We start from the raw sequence: 15,224 nt of genomic DNA on the forward strand, positions 1-15,224 counted from the left end.
TTTTTTTCGTTAGCCTGTGTCAATCGTGGTTTAAATTACCATATTGTTAGAAGTCATCCAAGGCAATAATAGGATAAAAAAGATGGACTTAGCAAAACGTAAAAATGAAGGTGATCAACATGTGGGAAACGATCTTTTCTTTTTTTCCGGACTGGCAGACAATCATGCAAGCATTTTTTGTCTTTTTAATCCCGTACGCCATTTCAAAGTTTTTTGTTTGGGTTCGTACAACAATAGAGGGTGAATAAGTACATGAGATGGTGGAAATCAAAAACACGGAGGATACGAAAGCAGCCCGTTCAGCATGAGCTCCCTGAAAAACCGTCCCAGGAATCAACGGGATATTTCACCGGCGATTTGGATCATGACCTGAAAATGGTCAAGGAAGAAATAGGGCATAACTCAGATGTGCATTTTCGGGAATTTGACATCGGGCGCACAGGTGTCAGAGGAGCGGTTGTTTTCATCGATGTGATGTCAGACAAAGACTTGATTGATAAGCACATCATGAAATCGCTGATGGCTGATTTTTCCGAAGAATATAAAATAGAGCTTTCTTCATTAAAAAACAATCTGCCAGGACTGATTAAGTCTCAAATTTTGCCCATAAGCGAAGTAAAAGAAGCAAATCATATCGGCAAAACGGTTCCGGAAGTCTTAATGGGTTCAACCGCGCTTTTTATCGACGGTTTTGCTGGAGTATTCGTTTTGGGTACGACAAAGGGAAATACGAGGAATATTGAAGAGCCTTTATCAGAGGCCTTGGTCAGGGGAGCCAGGGTGGGCTTTACCGAAACGATAGGTACAAACACCGCACTTTTAAGACAGCAGGGGAAAAATGAAAACCTGTCGCTGATTGAATTTGAGGTAGGAAAACGGGCGACAAAAAAGCTTATTGTTGCCTATATCAAAGAGGTGGCTGAACCGGATCTGGTGGAAGAGGTCAAAAAAAGAATCCTAAAGATTGATATCGACCTTGTCCCTGAGTCAGGTTATGTTGAACAGCTGATCGAAGACAATTATCTCAGCCCTTTTCCGCAGGTGCAAAGCACTGAACGCCCTGACCGGGTGATGAGCGCTTTGATGGAAGGAAGGGTGGCGATTTTGCTGGATGGGACGCCCTTTGTTTTAATCGTGCCTGTTACATTCAGCATGATGCTGCAATCACCCGAAGATTATTATGAACGCTGGATACCGGGTTCATTTATCCGGATCTTGAGGTTTGGGGCAGCTATGATTTCACTGTTGGGGCCGGCTTTATATATTTCCTTTATTTCGTTTCATCCGGGGCTGATTCCGAGCGAGCTTGTGATATCCATAACAGGGACGAGGATAGGGGTGCCGTTTCCTTCCCTGATCGAAGCTCTCATTATGGAAGTGGCCATTGAAATTTTGCGGGAAGCCGGTCTGCGCCTGCCTAAACCGATCGGGCAGACGATAGGGATTGTCGGCGGTCTCATTATCGGCGAGGCTGCCGTGCAGGCCGGGATCGTCAGTCCCATCATGGTCATCGTTGTTGCGGTAACGGCAATTTCTTCATTTGCGATTCCGCAATACGGTGCCGGAATTTCACTCCGTATGCTGAGGTTTACGGCGATGTTCTGCGCAGCTGTGTTTGGATTATACGGGGTTATCATGTTTTTCCTGTTGCTTTCCTGCCATGCCGTGAAACTGAAAAGCTTCGGCGTTCCTTATGCCAGTCCGGCTGTGCCCTATCGTTTAAACGACTGGAAGGATTTCATTATTCGAATGCCGATTTCGATGATGAGGCGCAGGCCAAAGATGATAAAAACAAACGATTCGTCGCGCAAAAGCTAGCTTGGAAAGGAGTGAATCTTTAAGATGATCAGGCCGAAAGACCGCATAACCACTTCACAAACAGCCGTTATCGTCACCAGCTTCCTGCTTGCAACCGGAATTTTGACGCTTCCGAGAACATCGGTGGCTGAAGTGAAGACGCCTGATGTTTGGATCGCTCTTTTATTAGGGGGACTCATTGCGCTCACGGCGGGAATCATCATCGTGGCGTTAAGCCGCCAGTTTCCTGAAAAAACGTTTTATCAATATTGCGGGGAGATAGTGGGAAAACCGATCGGCGGATTGCTCAGCCTGTTTGTCAGTTTCCTGAAAAAACGTTTTATCAATATTGCGGGGAGATAGTGGGAAAACCGATCGGCGGATTGCTCAGCCTGTTTGTCAGTTTATATTTCTTGGCGCATGCGGGCTTTCAGGTTCGTTCGATGCTTGAAATTACGCAGTTTTTTTTGCTGCAAGGGACGCCGGACTGGGCGATCACCATGATTTTTTTGTGGGTGGGACTGTATTTGATCATCGGCGGTTTAAATCCGATTGCGCGCTTGTTCGAAATCATTCTTCCCATAACGGTGTTGCTGTTTTTGCTGGTGACTTTTATGAGCATCGGGATATTTGATGCGGACAATTTGCGGCCTGTTTTAGGAAAAGGGATTTTACCGGTATTGAAAGGAGTGAAAGTAACGGCTCTTTCTTTTTCGGGAATTGAAGTGATGCTCTTCCTGCTGCCCTTTATGAAACATCCTGATCGGGCGATAAAAGCTGTCGCAATGGGAACCGTGATTCCTTTGTTCTTCTATATGATAACCGTCGTCATGGTCATCGGCGGATTATCGATTGACGGAGTGGTAGCCCGTACTTGGCCGACGATCGATCTGATGCGAAGCTTTGAAATGCCGGGGCTGATTTTTGAACGCTTTGAATCCATGATGCTTGTCATCTGGATCATGCAGCTTTTTACGACGTTTGTGATTTCTTATTATGGCGCTGCATTAGGGTTATCACAGCTCTTTCAGAAAAATATTCAGCCTGTCATGTTCGGTTTGCTGCCGGTGATCTATTTGATTTCGGCTGCCCCCCACAATATCAACGGCCTGTTTGAGTTCGGAGATTTTATCGGGAATAGCGGATTTTTTTTCGGCGGCTTGCTGCCGCTTCTGCTTCTCGCGATTTCAAAGATCAGGAGGAAAATGAAAAGACGGACGGGTTAAAGAAAGAGGAAGATGGCTGGAAGGAAGTGTTCAATTATGAAGGTCGACGCGAAAGACCGAATTACCGTTGCTCAAACCGCCATTATTGTCACCAATTTTCTTCTCGGGACAGGAATTCTGACATTGCCGCGAACATCGGTGGAAAAAGTGAAAACGCCTGATGTTTGGATCACTGTATTGTTTGGTGGATTGGTCGCAATCCTCGTGTCGTATATTATGGTGAAATTGAGCAGGGAATACCCGGATAAGACGTTTTATGAATACAACCGGGAAATCGTCGGCAAATGGGCGGGCGGGTTGATCAGTCTGCTGCTGATTTGCTACTTTCTTACTATATCGGGATTTCAGATTCGCTCAGTAACAGAGGTGAGTCAGTACTTTTTGCTTGAAGGCACCCCGATCTGGGCGTCTGCGATGGTGTTTTTATGGTGCGGCTTCTATTTGCTGCTGGGCGGCATCAACCCGATTGCCCGTCTGTTTGAAATCATACTTCCGATTACGGTTATTATTTTTTTGCTTGTCGCTTTTATGAGCATAGGGCTATTTGAAATTGACAATCTCCGCCCTGTGCTGGGGAAGGGAATTATCCCTGCTATGCAGGGGATAAAAACCACGACTTTCGCTTACACGGGTATTGAAATCATGCTGATCATCGTCCCTTTTATGTCACAGCCCGAAAAGGCGTTTAAAGCAGTCCTCATCGGGACGGTTTTCCCGATTATGTTTTACATGATCACGGTCATCATGGTGGTCGGAGCGCTATCCATCGACGGTGTTGTGACAAGGACATGGCCGACAATCGACCTGATGAGAAGCTTTGAAATTCCCGGCCTTATATTTGAACGGTTTGAGTCTCTGCTGCTTGTCATCTGGATCATGCAGATCTACTCTAATTTGGTTATCAGCTACTATGCTGCTGCCTTAGGACTGTCACAGCTCTTTAAAAAAGACATTAAACCAATTATGTTCGGTTTGCTCCCAATTGTCTATTTGATCGCGATGGCGCCGAAAAACGTCAACCAAGTCTTTCAAATCGGAGACGTGATCGGCAACAGCGCCATTATGCGGCACAGTCCCGTTGCTGCTTCTTTTGATTTCGAAAGCGAGGAGGAGGAAAGTTGAAACAAATCATTAAAAAAATCCGTTTCCTATCCGCTATTTTGCTTCTATTTTTAACCGGATGCTGGAGCAACCATGAAATTGAAGAGCGCGGTTTAACATTTGGAATGGGGTTTGATAAAGGCAAGGAAACCTCCCTGGAAAAGAAGTTTGATAAAGTAGGGGGATACTATCCGAAAAAAGACCGGATTACGATAACCTACCAGTATGTAAACGAGCAGGCAGCTGGAGGAAGCGGAGGTACGGGACAAAAATCTTACATTAATGTATACGAAACAGGAGACTCGGTCCAGCAAATCACGACTGAAATAGCCTTAAGAAAGGGGCCCGTATACGGCTCGCATTTAAAGGTAATTGTCATCGCCGCTGATCTCCTGCGCACTTATTCCTTCGATGAACTGCTTGATCAGCCTCTCCGTGATGATGAAATAAGACCAAGCAGCATTGTCCTCGTTACAAGAGGAAGGGCGAGAGATACGCTTGAACTAAAGGAGACAGGCGAAATGCCGGCGTTTCATCTGCGCAAAGTCGTTGAAAATGCCTATCGGGCGAAAAAAATTCTGCCTCCTGTGACACTTGCCAAAATGATGGGGAAAATGAGGGCGGGAACAAGCTATATGATCCAAAATGTGGCGAGTGCAGAAGGAGAAGTTAAATACGCGGGAGCCGCTGCGATCAACGGAAAAACGAATAAACTGATCGGTTTTTTGAATGAACAGGATTTAGACGGGGTGATGTGGATTATCGGACAGGGAAGAGGCGGCACTGTCAAAAGCTATGATCCAAAAACAAAAAAGCTGCTGGCTTTTTCGGTGGAATCGATCAAAAGCGAGATCAAGCCGATTGTGAAAGGAAATCGTATTTCATTTCAAGTTCATATTACATCTGAAGGGCACCTTGCCGAAAAATGGAGCGCAGCTGATAAAGCTTTTGACAACAAATTTTTGGAGCGAACAGAAAGAAAGTCAGCCCAAACCGTTGAAAAGCTGGTGGAGAAAGCGACTCGAAAAATGCAGACAGTATACAAAGCAGACCTTGCAGGATTCGGAAATGAACTGAGAATCAAACATCCCCGGCTTTGGGATAAGCTGAAGAATAACTGGGATGAGACATTTACAGAGATTCCGATTACAATCCATGTTCAGTTTACGATAAAGGACTACGGCACCCTTGGACAGCATTAGTCGCAAAAAAAGAGATAACAAGGCGGTTGATCTCAATGAGCAGTGCATTTGACAAAATTACGACTTCTCAGGCTATCGTTGTTTTTGTGAATTATATTTTGGCGGCGGGTATACTTAGTCTGCCTCGGACAGCCGTGCAAGAGATGGGAACACCGGACGTCTGGCTGGCTGTCATATTCGGCGGGATGATTACGATGGCAGCCGGGGTAGTCATGACGAAATTAAGCCAGGGCTACCCTGGAAAAACATTTTTTGAATACGGCGGCGATATTGTTGGAAAATGGATGGGCATTCTGATCGGCTTGTTTTTTATCGAGCATTTCATTACGATTGCGGCATTTGAAGCAAGGATAATGGACGAAATTACCAGCTTTTTTTTGCTTGAAGGAACCCCGCTCTGGGCGATCACGATCACGATGATGTGGGTCGGCCTTTATTCAGTGAAAGCCGGCATGGGAGCGATTGCGCGTCTGTTTGAAATCATATTTCCTATAACGGTGATTATTTTTTTGACGGTTGTTTTGATGAGCAGCGGAATATTTGAACTGGATAATTTGCGGCCTGTGCTAGGAAAAGGAGTGATGCCGGTGCTGCAAGGAACCAAAGCAACCGTTCTTTCTTTAACCAGTGCGGAAGTGATGCTGTTCCTTTTGGCGTTTATGAAAAAGCCTCAGAAAGGCGTAAAGGTCGTTGTGGTGGGGATAAGCATTTCCCTGATTTTTTACTTGGTTACCGTCATATTTGTTATCGGTGCGCTTTCTGTTGACGGTGTCGTTACAAGGACCTGGCCGACGCTTGATCTGATGCGAAGCTTTGAAATTCCCGGTTTGGTATTTGAAAGATTTGAATCTTTGCTGCTCACCATCTGGATTATGCAGCTGTTCGCAACGTTTGCCATTTCATATTACGCGGCATCGCTGGGCCTGTCCCAGCTGTTTCATAAAAATATCCACACGGTGATGTATGCCTTGCTTCCGGTCATGTATGTAATAGCGATGACACCCAAGAATTTGAATGGCATATTTCAATTTGGAGACTTCATCAGCCGGCTGGCCGTTATCTTATTTGTCTTGGTGCCGATTCCGCTCCTTATGATCTCAAAAATAAGAAAAAAAAGAGCTAAATCCTCTGCCACACCTTAATAGAAGACATAGAAAAGCCGGAGAAAATGAACTGCACCCTGTCAAGTAGACAGTGGAAATAACTCAAACACACTAGACGGCTTTAGCCCTGTATTCCACCGGGCTGAGGCCGTTTAGTTTTTCTTGTAGACGATCGTGGTTGTAAAAGTGGATATATTCGTCAATATCATGTTGAAGCTCCTCGAACGTCTCGTATGAATTCCGTCTGTATTTCTCGCATTTGAATTTCCCCCAAAACGACTCGATGGGGCCGTTATCAATACAGAGGCCGACGCGGGACATACTCTGTGTCATATTTGCGTTTTTAATCATCCTTCTAAACTGGTGGGACGTGTATTGAAAACCCCTGTCGCTGTGGAGAAGAGGACGTGCGTTTGGGGCTGCCTCAAGCGCTTGGTTAAAGGTTTTAAAAACAAGGGCGTTATTATTGGACTTCCCCAGCACATAAGACACGACCATTCCCTCATGAAGATCTAGAATGGCACTGAGGTACGCTTTCCGATGGCCGTATTTTAGCTCCGTCACATCGGTCACCCATTTTTGATTTGGTTTGTCCGCTTTAAACTCTCGATTCAGGATATTTTCGGACACATGTTGAGACGTCGCTTTGCCGTAACGTTTTTTCTTCCGCCGAATGACACACTCCAGCTTGGCAATTTTCATCAGCCGATAGATGCGCTTATGATTGAGGCGCTCTTTAAAGCGGCGGTTCATGTTTAAGGTCATTCTGCGGTATCCGTAGATACCGCCAATTTGTTCGTGAAGTAGCGCCATTTTGGCGATAATCTTTTCATTCTGTTTTTCTCTCGCTGAAGGTACTCGGCTCCTCCATTTGTAATACCCCTGGCGCGAAACTTCGGCAATCTCACATAACATTTGGACAGAAAAGCCTTCTTTTCGATTCAGCTCTAAAATGGCGAGATATCGATCTTCGTACCGAACCTGACTTAGAACCGCCTCCTTTTGATCTCTTCCAACTTTTTTAAGAACGCATTCTCTGCGCGCAAACGCTCATTTTCCTGTTCCAGCCGTTTGTTTTCCCGTTGAATTTTTTCTTCAGGTGTCAATTCTTCTTCGGTTTTGCGTTTCCCTCGGTTGTCTTTTAAGGCCTCTTCTCCGCCTTCTTGATACTTTTTCACCCATTGATACACCTGTTGGTAGGAGACTTGATGAATCTCCATTGATCTGGCGTAGTCCTTTCCATGAGCTAGACAATCCTTCGCAATCTCAATCCGTTCTTCCAATGAAACGTTCTTCCGTTTGGTCATCAAACGATTCCTTCCTCTCCCGCTGTCTTTTAACGTTTTATGACCATTATAAAGCTCAACCCACTTCATGAGTACGGATTTACTGGAAATCTTATATTTTCTCGAGATTTCTCTTTGAGAGTAGCGTCCGGATAAGAAGTCTTTCACGGCATTGTATTTTAATTCTGCGGGATAGAACTTATGGCGCTTTGAACGTTCCAAACTCTCCACACCCGCCATATCATGCGATGTTCTCCATTCACGAATCGTTTCGGCATGAATGCCATATTTTTCTGCGATCTCCTTCACCGAATTATTGCCCTGATCACATTCTGATAGAATATTCAATTTTTCTTCTTTTGAAAACCATTTTCCAGCCATGAAAAAACTCCCCCAAGGCAAACAGATTTTTTTATTTCATCTGTCTACCTTTAGGGGAGCATATCATACTCTCCGGCTTTGTTTACTTGCTTTTCGCGCTTATGTTCATCCGATCCTTCGGCATAAGGAGCACCAGAAACAAGGCGATGGCCGCTGATAAAATCGCCCATGAAAACGTATGGACAATAGAGTTAGACAGCGCTTCTGTTATCTGCTTTAGAACATCAGGCGGAATCGAAGCTCTCGCGCTTGATAAAATTTGATTTGCGTCATGCTGGGCAGCAGCCCCCGGCACTTCTCCACCTTGAGAAAGATCTGACATTTGTTCTGAAAAGCTGTTTTTCTGCAGCATGCCGAAAATGCTGGCGCCGACCGTCATCCCGAGCGAGCGCAGAAAGTTGCTTGTTGAAGTCGCAGAACCACGCTGATTTGGACCGAAATGGTGAATGGCCGCCATGCTTAAGACGGAGAAGGAAAAACCAACCCCCAGGCCGACGACGATCATATACCCCGTCAACAAGAGGCGGGGAGTATCGGTATTCATCGTGCTCAGCAAAGAAAAACCTGCAACTAAAAACAAGCCTGAAATGAGCATGATGTTCCTGTAGCTCATTTTCGTCGTTAAAAAACCGCCGATCTGCGCGGAAATGACTGAGCCGAGCATCATCGGCAGAAGGATGAGCCCAGAATTTGTGGCCGAATCTCCGTATACGCCCTGAACAAATATCGGAATCTGGACGGTCGCCGAAATGAAGGTCGCGCCGTAAAATAATGCGACAAGGGTGCTCGCCGCAAACAAACGATTTTTAAACATGTCAAGAGAAATGATCGGTTCAGCCGCCTTTCGTTCAATCAGGAAGAAACAAATGAAAAAACAAGCTGAACTTCCAAAGAGCAGAAGAATGACGTTTGAATTCCAATCGTATGTTTCACCGCCGAGCTCAAGCGCGAACATGAGGCATACAACTGCACCCACAAGCGTAATAGCACCGAACCAGTCGATCTTTTGCTTTTTGCGCTGCTTTGCTTCTTGATAAAATAAGAGTATCAAAATGAAAGAAATAAAGCCGAGCGGCAAGTTAATGTAAAACACCCAATGCCAGCTGATGTAATCTGTAATATAAGCGCCGATCAGCGGCCCGAAAATGCTTGACAGCCCGAAGACGGCACCGAACAGGCCCGATATCTTGCCGCGTTTTTCAGGCGGAAAGATATCAAAAATAATCGTAAAGGCAATCGGTATGAGAGCCCCGCCGCCTATTCCCTGAATGGCGCGGTAGATGCTGAGCTGTTCAATGCTCGCAGCCGTACCGCAGAGCGCAGAGCCGGCCATGAATAAGAGGCTGCCGAAGAGAAAAAAGCGTTTTCGGCCGTACATATCCGACAATTTCCCGAAAATCGGCATACCTGCCATTTCGGCGACCATAAAAGCAGATACGACCCAGACAAAGCTGTCGAGTCCGCCGAGGTCGCCGACAATCGTACCCATTGCGGTAACGACAATCGTGTTATCCATCGATGCCATGAGAATGGCCAGCAGCAATCCTGCTATAATGAACCCTAATCGCTGATGCTGTGTATGTGACAAAATCATCTTTCTCCTTTAATAAATATTCGGCCTTAGCATAGGTTTGGCATAAGAAAATCAATCCTGTTATAATTAATTTATATTAGGAGGTAAATATCTTAGCTGCTAAGATATTATGATTTTAATGAAGGGTGTTTCAGATGTCAAGAAAAAATCAAACGAAAAGAGAGGAACTGATCAAAGAGCTGATCCGGCAGCTGAGATTCAACAGTACGGCAACCGTTTTCATGCATCAGGCGATCGCCGAAAAATTCGAACTGAACGAAACGGATCACAAATGCTTGGAAATCATCGCACGGAGCGGGAAGTTAACAGCCGGTGAGCTGGCGGAAAAAAGCAACTTGACGACCGGGGCGATCACGGGAGTCATCGATCGTCTTGAAAGGGCGGGCTATGTCAAAAGGATGAGAGATTCAGCAGACAGAAGGCGGCTTTTGATCGAGCTCATCCCGGAAAACATGACAGACATTTACAATTTATTTGAAAACCTGACTGAAGCTTCCGTCAAGTTCTTCAAGCGATATACAGATGAAGAGCTGAGCATTATCACCGATTTTGTGAAAAACAGCGCCGAATTTGCTGCGAACTATGCAAAACGGCTGAGGGAATCGGGACATAACAAATGAAAAAGGCCCCGGCGTCTGAGCCGGAGCCTTTATTTCATATTCAGCGAAGAAGCTGAAGCACGTTTTGCGGCTGCTGATTGGCTTGGGCAAGCATCGCTTGGGATGCTTGAGAAAGAATGTTGTTTTTTGTAAACTCGCTCATTTCTTTCGCCATGTCTACGTCGCGGATCCGGGATTCGGCAGCCGTTAAGTTCTCAGATGAAGCACTGAGATTGTTAATCGTGTGTTCGAGGCGGTTTTGAACGGCTCCGAGCTTCGAACGCTGTGCAGATACTTGTTTCGTCGCAGCGTCAATGGCTGCAAGCTGGTTTTCAAAAGAGTACTTCTTCTTGTCATCTTCGCTTAAATCCGTACCGTCCTTATTTTTTCCGGTTAATTTCGTGACATCGATTTCGGCGATTTTAAACCCGGCAGTCGTCACCGTTTTCCCGTCTTCATCCTTTGATGTGCCGTCTGCAAGTCCTAAAGCAGTGACGGACATGTTCTCGATGTTGACGCTGATCGTTTGCCCGCTGTTCGCTCCGATTTGGAATTGCAGTTTTTCTCCTCCGTCAGATTTGAACGTGCCGTCCAGGAGGTTCTTTCCGTTGAATTGCGTCCGGTCGGAAATCCCTTTGCTCGCATTTTCGCCTTCTGTCCCGCCGATCTCTTCAAGCAAAGAGCTGATTTCGTCCTGGATCGCGCTGAGATCGGTCGTATCTTGCGTGCCGGTGTTGTTGGCCTGAACGGTCAGCTCGCGGATGCGCTGAAGAATGGAGTGGGTTTCGGTTAACGCCCCTTCAGCCGTTTGAATAAGAGATATCCCGTCTTGAGCGTTTTTAGAAGCCATTTCAAGACCTCTGATCTGTCCTCTCATTTTTTCCGAAATCGCAAGTCCTGCTGCATCGTCTCCGGCGCGGTTGATGCGGAGTCCTGAAGAAAGCTTTTCCATGTTCTTTTGGCTTGCATTGCTGTTTGCAGACAACCGGTTCAGCGTGTTAAGCGCTGCAATGTTGTGGTTAATTCTCATGTTCCTTTACCTCCGTGTAAGTAGATTGAGACCTTCTAAAAAAGATCTCCGTCGGGCCCTGACATATTTTGCATCGGCATCCAGTTACTATATTCAATAAAATAACCTTATATTTCAAAAAAAGGACATATTTAAGAGGGGATCGCAAACACGAAAAAGACTGGTGAATATTCACCAGTCTTTTCAGCTTGTAGAGAAAAACATGTTTTTTCCTACAAGCTTTTTTATTTCATAAAATTTCTTGTTCATTTTTTAATCTTTATAAAAGGAAAAAGCCCTCCCACACACTTAGCCAAGCTTGGCTAAGTGTGTGGCAATCTTCTTCATATTCTGGCAAGCGGCGGTGAGGAGAACTTGTTCGCTCACATTTTGTTTTCCCCTCAACCGGCAGTAGCGAAGCCCATGCAGCTGTTTTGAATCTGCAAAGCTCCGCTCTATTTTTTCTTTTCTTTTTTTGTAGAGGATTTTTCCGGAGTCGGACAAACGATTTTGCCTGACCTTTTCTTTATGGTCCTCCCATATGTGTCTTGAGACGACCTTCTGGTGGTTTTTCGATCTTGTACAGTTTTCAAGCAGAGGGCATGAGACACACTTTTCAGGGTTGGACTTATAAAATCTGTTGCCTTTTCGATCTGTTGTTGAGTATAAGAGTGTTTGTCCGTTCGGACAAATGTACTGATTTTTTTCACGGTCATAATGAAACTTCCACTTCGGAAACAAACCTTTTGTAGGATGAAAGCGTCTATGAGCAATAACGCCAAAAATTCGACGGTCGGACAGTCCTTTACAGATTGGAGTTGTCAGATAGCCAGAATCAAGAGCGACGGCTTCAACTTGAAAACCAAATCGTGCGATTTGGTGGTCTAATCGATCGAGATAAGGCGCAGAATCATGGACATTACCGGGCGTTACATAGGCATCGGTGATGATATTGAATTTCATATCCGTTGTTCGGTGATCTAAATAGAAAAAACCTTCAGGTTTGTTTTCACGGTAAAGATAGCCGCTTTCGGGATCAGTTGTACTATGACGAATTTCCTTTTTAGTTTTCACCTCCTCTTTGGCTTTTAAAGGCTTTTTTCCGCGTGCTTCCCGATCTTCTTGGACGGCTTTATCCAAGTCCTTTATATAGTTTTGTGTATCCTGCTCAATCGTTTTTCGCGTATATTTATGCTTATTGGCATTGGCTTTGAGGTGAGTTGAATCTGTGAAAAGGACACGGCCTCCTACCATATCATGATTAATGGCCTGAAGAACGATCTCATCGAAAATGTCTTGAAAAATGGTCGTATCTTTAAAGCGTGTACGTCTATTCCAACTGATGGTTGAATGGTGAGGAACTGGATCGTTGATGTTTAACCCTAAAAACCATCGGTAAGCCATATTATAGTAAATTTCTTTTTCGAGCTGTCTTTCTGAACGGATACCGTAAAGGTATCCGATAAACATCATTTTGAATAAAATCAACGGATCAAGTGAGGGGCGGCCTTTATTTTCGCTGTAGTAAGGTTTAACCTTTTCAATGATAAAAGAGAAATCGATGTACTTGTCAATTTTACGAAGCAGGTGATCCTCTTCAACAAGCTGATCAAGCAATACAAATTCAGCTTCGTTCTGGGAAGAATTCCTTGTGTAGAACATGAACAGACACCGTCCTTTTAGAAGGCTTTTCTTTATTATAAAATGGTGAAATGGATAATTTAAGGGAAAAATGAAAAAGGCTGTCGATTTTCTCGACAGCCTGAAAAGACTGGTGAATATTCACCAGTCTTTTCAATCCATTTTTTCAATTTGCACTCTTCCTGAAAAAAAGGTTGCTCCTCCTCCCATGTCGGATAAGCGGTCCGGGGTTAGCGCATTGACGAGATAATTCTTTCCGTCTTTGTCGGCCCACAGTCCTTGGCTGACGACGACGCCGGGAAGGACGTTTTCTCCGACTGCGGCGGTCAGGATGCACTCTCCTCGGTCATTTCGGATTTTTACGGAGTCGCCGTTTTCGATGCCTTTTTCTTCCGCATCTTTTATGTTGATATGGAGCTTTGGTTCCTTTTCCAATTTGATATGTTTTTCGTTATTTGAAAACGTCGTATTCAAGAAATTATGGTTCGGCCCGGGCACGAATAAAAACGGGTATTCTCCAGTCTCCAAAAGGGGAGTATGAGTCGGCAGGGCGGGATAGCCGTCCTGTTCCATCTTTTTCGAATACAATTCGATTTTTCCGCTTGGCGTCGGGAGCCGCTCGGGAAAAATGGTCTCTCTTTTCGCTTTGACAAAATGCTTTTCAGACAGGCTGTCAAAATCGATTCCGTCAAGCCACGGATTGGCAGGATAATCAAGGGCCTGCCTGATCATCTCTTCATCCGAATCTTTCAGCGGCTCATCATCAAAGCCCATCGCCTCTGCGAGAAGGCGAAACACTTCTGTATTGGATTTGCTCATGCCGTACTTTTCGATGACGGGTCTTTGCAATTGCGTGTAGTGGTGCCAGTACGATGTGTAAAAATCCATATTTTCAAAAGCGGAAGAGGCGGGCAGCACGATATCGGCATACCGGGCGGTTTCCGTTAAAAATAAATCGTGGACGACCGTAAACAGGTCTTCGCGCTCGAGTCCTTTTCTGACCTTGTTCGCTTCAGGAGCGACAACGGCCGGATTGCTGCTGTATACAAATAAAGAGCGGATCGGCGGATCGATTTCCAGGAGGGCCTTGCCGAGCTGATTCATGTTGATGACCCTCGGCGTTCTGCCGTTCAGCAAGTCAGGGCGCTGCAGCGCTTTTGTATTATAGGCCAAAAAAGCGGTATTGCCTTTAATCGCGCCGCCTCCTTTTACCGTCCATTGTCCTGTAATGGCAGGCAGACAGGCGATCGTCCGGACGATCATGCCTCCGTTGTCATGATGCTGAAGCCCGTTCCCGATGCGGATGAGGGAAGGGGAGGTCTTTCCGTACAGACGGGCAAGCTCGACGATATCCTCACGGGGAACGCCGGTAATCTCCGCAACCGTATCAGGATCGTACTGCAAAACATGCCGGCGCAGCTCTTCATGGCCGACCGTATATTTTTTAAGAAACGCTTCATCGGCCATGCCTTCGGCAAATAAAACGTGCATGATGCCGAGAGCAAGGGCGCTGTCTGTACCCGGCAGGATCGGGATAAACCAGTCAGCCATTCTGCCGGTCTGATTTTTATGAACGTCGATGACAACGATTTTTGCGCCGTTTTTTCTCGCCTTTTGGGCGATTGTTATTTGGTGCATGTTCGTTGAGACCGCGTTGATTCCCCAGAATATAAACAGCTTCGTCTCTGTTGTATCTTCGGGATCTGTTCCGATGCTTCCGCCCATCGTATATTGATATCCAACTGAGCCTGCAGGGGTGCAGATGGCCCGTTCAAGCTGGCTTGATCCGAGACGGTGGAAGAAGCGCCTGTCCATTCCTTCGGCTGTCAAATTCCCCATATTTCCGTAAAAACTATAGGGCAAAATGCTTTCCGGGCCTTCTTTTTCGATCAGCTCCGTCCAGCGGGTGCGAATGGTGTCGATCGCTTCATCCCAGCTGATCGGTTCGAATGTCCCGGATCCTTTCGGGCCCGTCCGTTTCAGCGGCGTTTTCAGCCGTTTCGGATCGTAAATCCGCTCCGTCATGTTGCGGACTTTATTGCATATGTTGCCCTGTGTGACCGGATGATCCGGGTCGCCCTGAATTTTAACGATCTTGCCGTCTTTTTTATGAACGAGAAGACCGCATTGATCAGGACAGTCAAGTGAACATACGGATTTGAAAATGCCGTTCTTTTGATGAACATAAGATTCCATGGACTCCGTTCCTTTCCGATGAAAAAATGAATATGATTCTAGCATTATATCATGTCACAACATCCCGTCAATTCTGAAAAATCCGCCAA

General features: G+C 45.7%; 9 protein-coding genes and 2 pseudogenes. 6 read left to right on the plus strand and 5 right to left on the minus strand.

The window, feature by feature from the left end; translation table 11 throughout:
* Window positions 1-252: 252 nt before the first annotated feature.
* The 5 genes and pseudogenes from MHB78_RS12250 to MHB78_RS12270 all read left to right on the plus strand — a co-directional run bounded on the left by MHB78_RS12250 (window position 253) and on the right by MHB78_RS12270 (window position 6,468).
* The gene (locus MHB78_RS12250) at window positions 253-1,818 is read left to right on the plus strand and encodes a spore germination protein (RefSeq protein ID WP_046132901.1); all 1,566 of its coding nucleotides are present in this window, start codon (window positions 253-255) and stop codon (window positions 1,816-1,818) included.
* Window positions 1,819-1,842: 24 nt separating this feature from the next.
* A pseudogene (locus MHB78_RS12255) lies at window positions 1,843-3,023 on the plus strand (spore germination protein).
* A 36-nt stretch (window positions 3,024-3,059) separates the two neighbouring features.
* A pseudogene (locus MHB78_RS12260) lies at window positions 3,060-4,158 on the plus strand (spore germination protein).
* Window positions 4,154-5,326, plus strand: a complete 1,173-nt coding sequence (locus MHB78_RS12265) for a Ger(x)C family spore germination protein (RefSeq protein WP_046132233.1) — start codon at window positions 4,154-4,156, stop codon at window positions 5,324-5,326. Before MHB78_RS12260 ends, MHB78_RS12265 begins: the two are co-directional and overlap by 5 nt.
* Window positions 5,327-5,361: 35 nt before the next feature.
* Complete coding sequence (locus MHB78_RS12270) at window positions 5,362-6,468, plus strand: spore germination protein (RefSeq protein ID WP_046132232.1); 1,107 nt, start codon at window positions 5,362-5,364, stop codon at window positions 6,466-6,468.
* 72 nt (window positions 6,469-6,540) lie between these two features.
* Here the strand turns inward: MHB78_RS12270 and MHB78_RS12275 are convergent.
* Window positions 6,541-8,096 (minus strand): IS3 family transposase gene (locus MHB78_RS12275; protein ID WP_231947349.1). Its coding sequence is split into 2 segments (ribosomal slippage): window positions 6,541-7,439 and window positions 7,439-8,096, totalling 1,557 coding nucleotides; the frame shifts between segments, so codons are not numbered across the junction.
* Window positions 8,097-8,178: 82 nt separating this feature from the next.
* Complete coding sequence (locus tag MHB78_RS12280) at window positions 8,179-9,684, minus strand: MDR family MFS transporter (protein ID WP_269082064.1); 1,506 nt, start codon at window positions 9,682-9,684, stop codon at window positions 8,179-8,181.
* A 140-nt stretch (window positions 9,685-9,824) separates the two neighbouring features.
* Here MHB78_RS12280 and MHB78_RS12285 point away from each other — a divergent pair, with 140 nt between their 5' ends.
* Entirely contained in the window at window positions 9,825-10,310 is a 486-nt protein-coding gene (locus MHB78_RS12285) for a MarR family transcriptional regulator (protein WP_046132756.1), read from the plus strand.
* A 40-nt stretch (window positions 10,311-10,350) separates the two neighbouring features.
* Here the strand turns inward: MHB78_RS12285 and hag are convergent, their stop codons facing one another.
* The 3 genes from hag to MHB78_RS12300 all read right to left on the minus strand — a co-directional run bounded on the left by hag (window position 10,351) and on the right by MHB78_RS12300 (window position 15,135).
* A complete protein-coding gene (gene hag / locus MHB78_RS12290) occupies window positions 10,351-11,319 on the minus strand; it encodes a flagellin Hag (protein ID WP_046132757.1) in 969 nt (322 codons plus the stop codon).
* A gap of 288 nt (window positions 11,320-11,607) precedes the next feature.
* On the minus strand, window positions 11,608-12,960 hold the full coding sequence (locus tag MHB78_RS12295; protein WP_046131917.1) for an IS1182 family transposase: 1,353 nt from the start codon (window positions 12,958-12,960) through the stop codon (window positions 11,608-11,610).
* A gap of 132 nt (window positions 12,961-13,092) precedes the next feature.
* Window positions 13,093-15,135: a molybdopterin oxidoreductase family protein gene (locus MHB78_RS12300; RefSeq protein WP_046130922.1), complete on the minus strand. Its 2,043-nt coding sequence runs from the start codon at window positions 15,133-15,135 to the stop codon at window positions 13,093-13,095.
* Window positions 15,136-15,224: the final 89 nt, after the last annotated feature.

This window comes from Bacillus sp. FSL K6-0138 (assembly GCF_037982765.1).
Taxonomy (GTDB): domain Bacteria; phylum Bacillota; class Bacilli; order Bacillales; family Bacillaceae; genus Bacillus; species Bacillus glycinifermentans.

Coding starts and splice junctions, on each gene's coding strand:
- MHB78_RS12250 (WP_046132901.1), top strand. CDS start 253: ATGAGATGGTGGAAATCAAAAACACGGAGGATACGAAAGCAGCCCGTT.
- MHB78_RS12270 (WP_046132232.1), top strand. CDS start 5,362: ATGAGCAGTGCATTTGACAAAATTACGACTTCTCAGGCTATCGTTGTT.
- MHB78_RS12285 (WP_046132756.1), top strand. CDS start 9,825: ATGTCAAGAAAAAATCAAACGAAAAGAGAGGAACTGATCAAAGAGCTG.
- hag (WP_046132757.1), bottom strand. CDS start 11,319: ATGAGAATTAACCACAACATTGCAGCGCTTAACACGCTGAACCGGTTG.
- MHB78_RS12295 (WP_046131917.1), bottom strand. CDS start 12,960: ATGTTCTACACAAGGAATTCTTCCCAGAACGAAGCTGAATTTGTATTG.
- MHB78_RS12300 (WP_046130922.1), bottom strand. CDS start 15,135: ATGGAATCTTATGTTCATCAAAAGAACGGCATTTTCAAATCCGTATGT.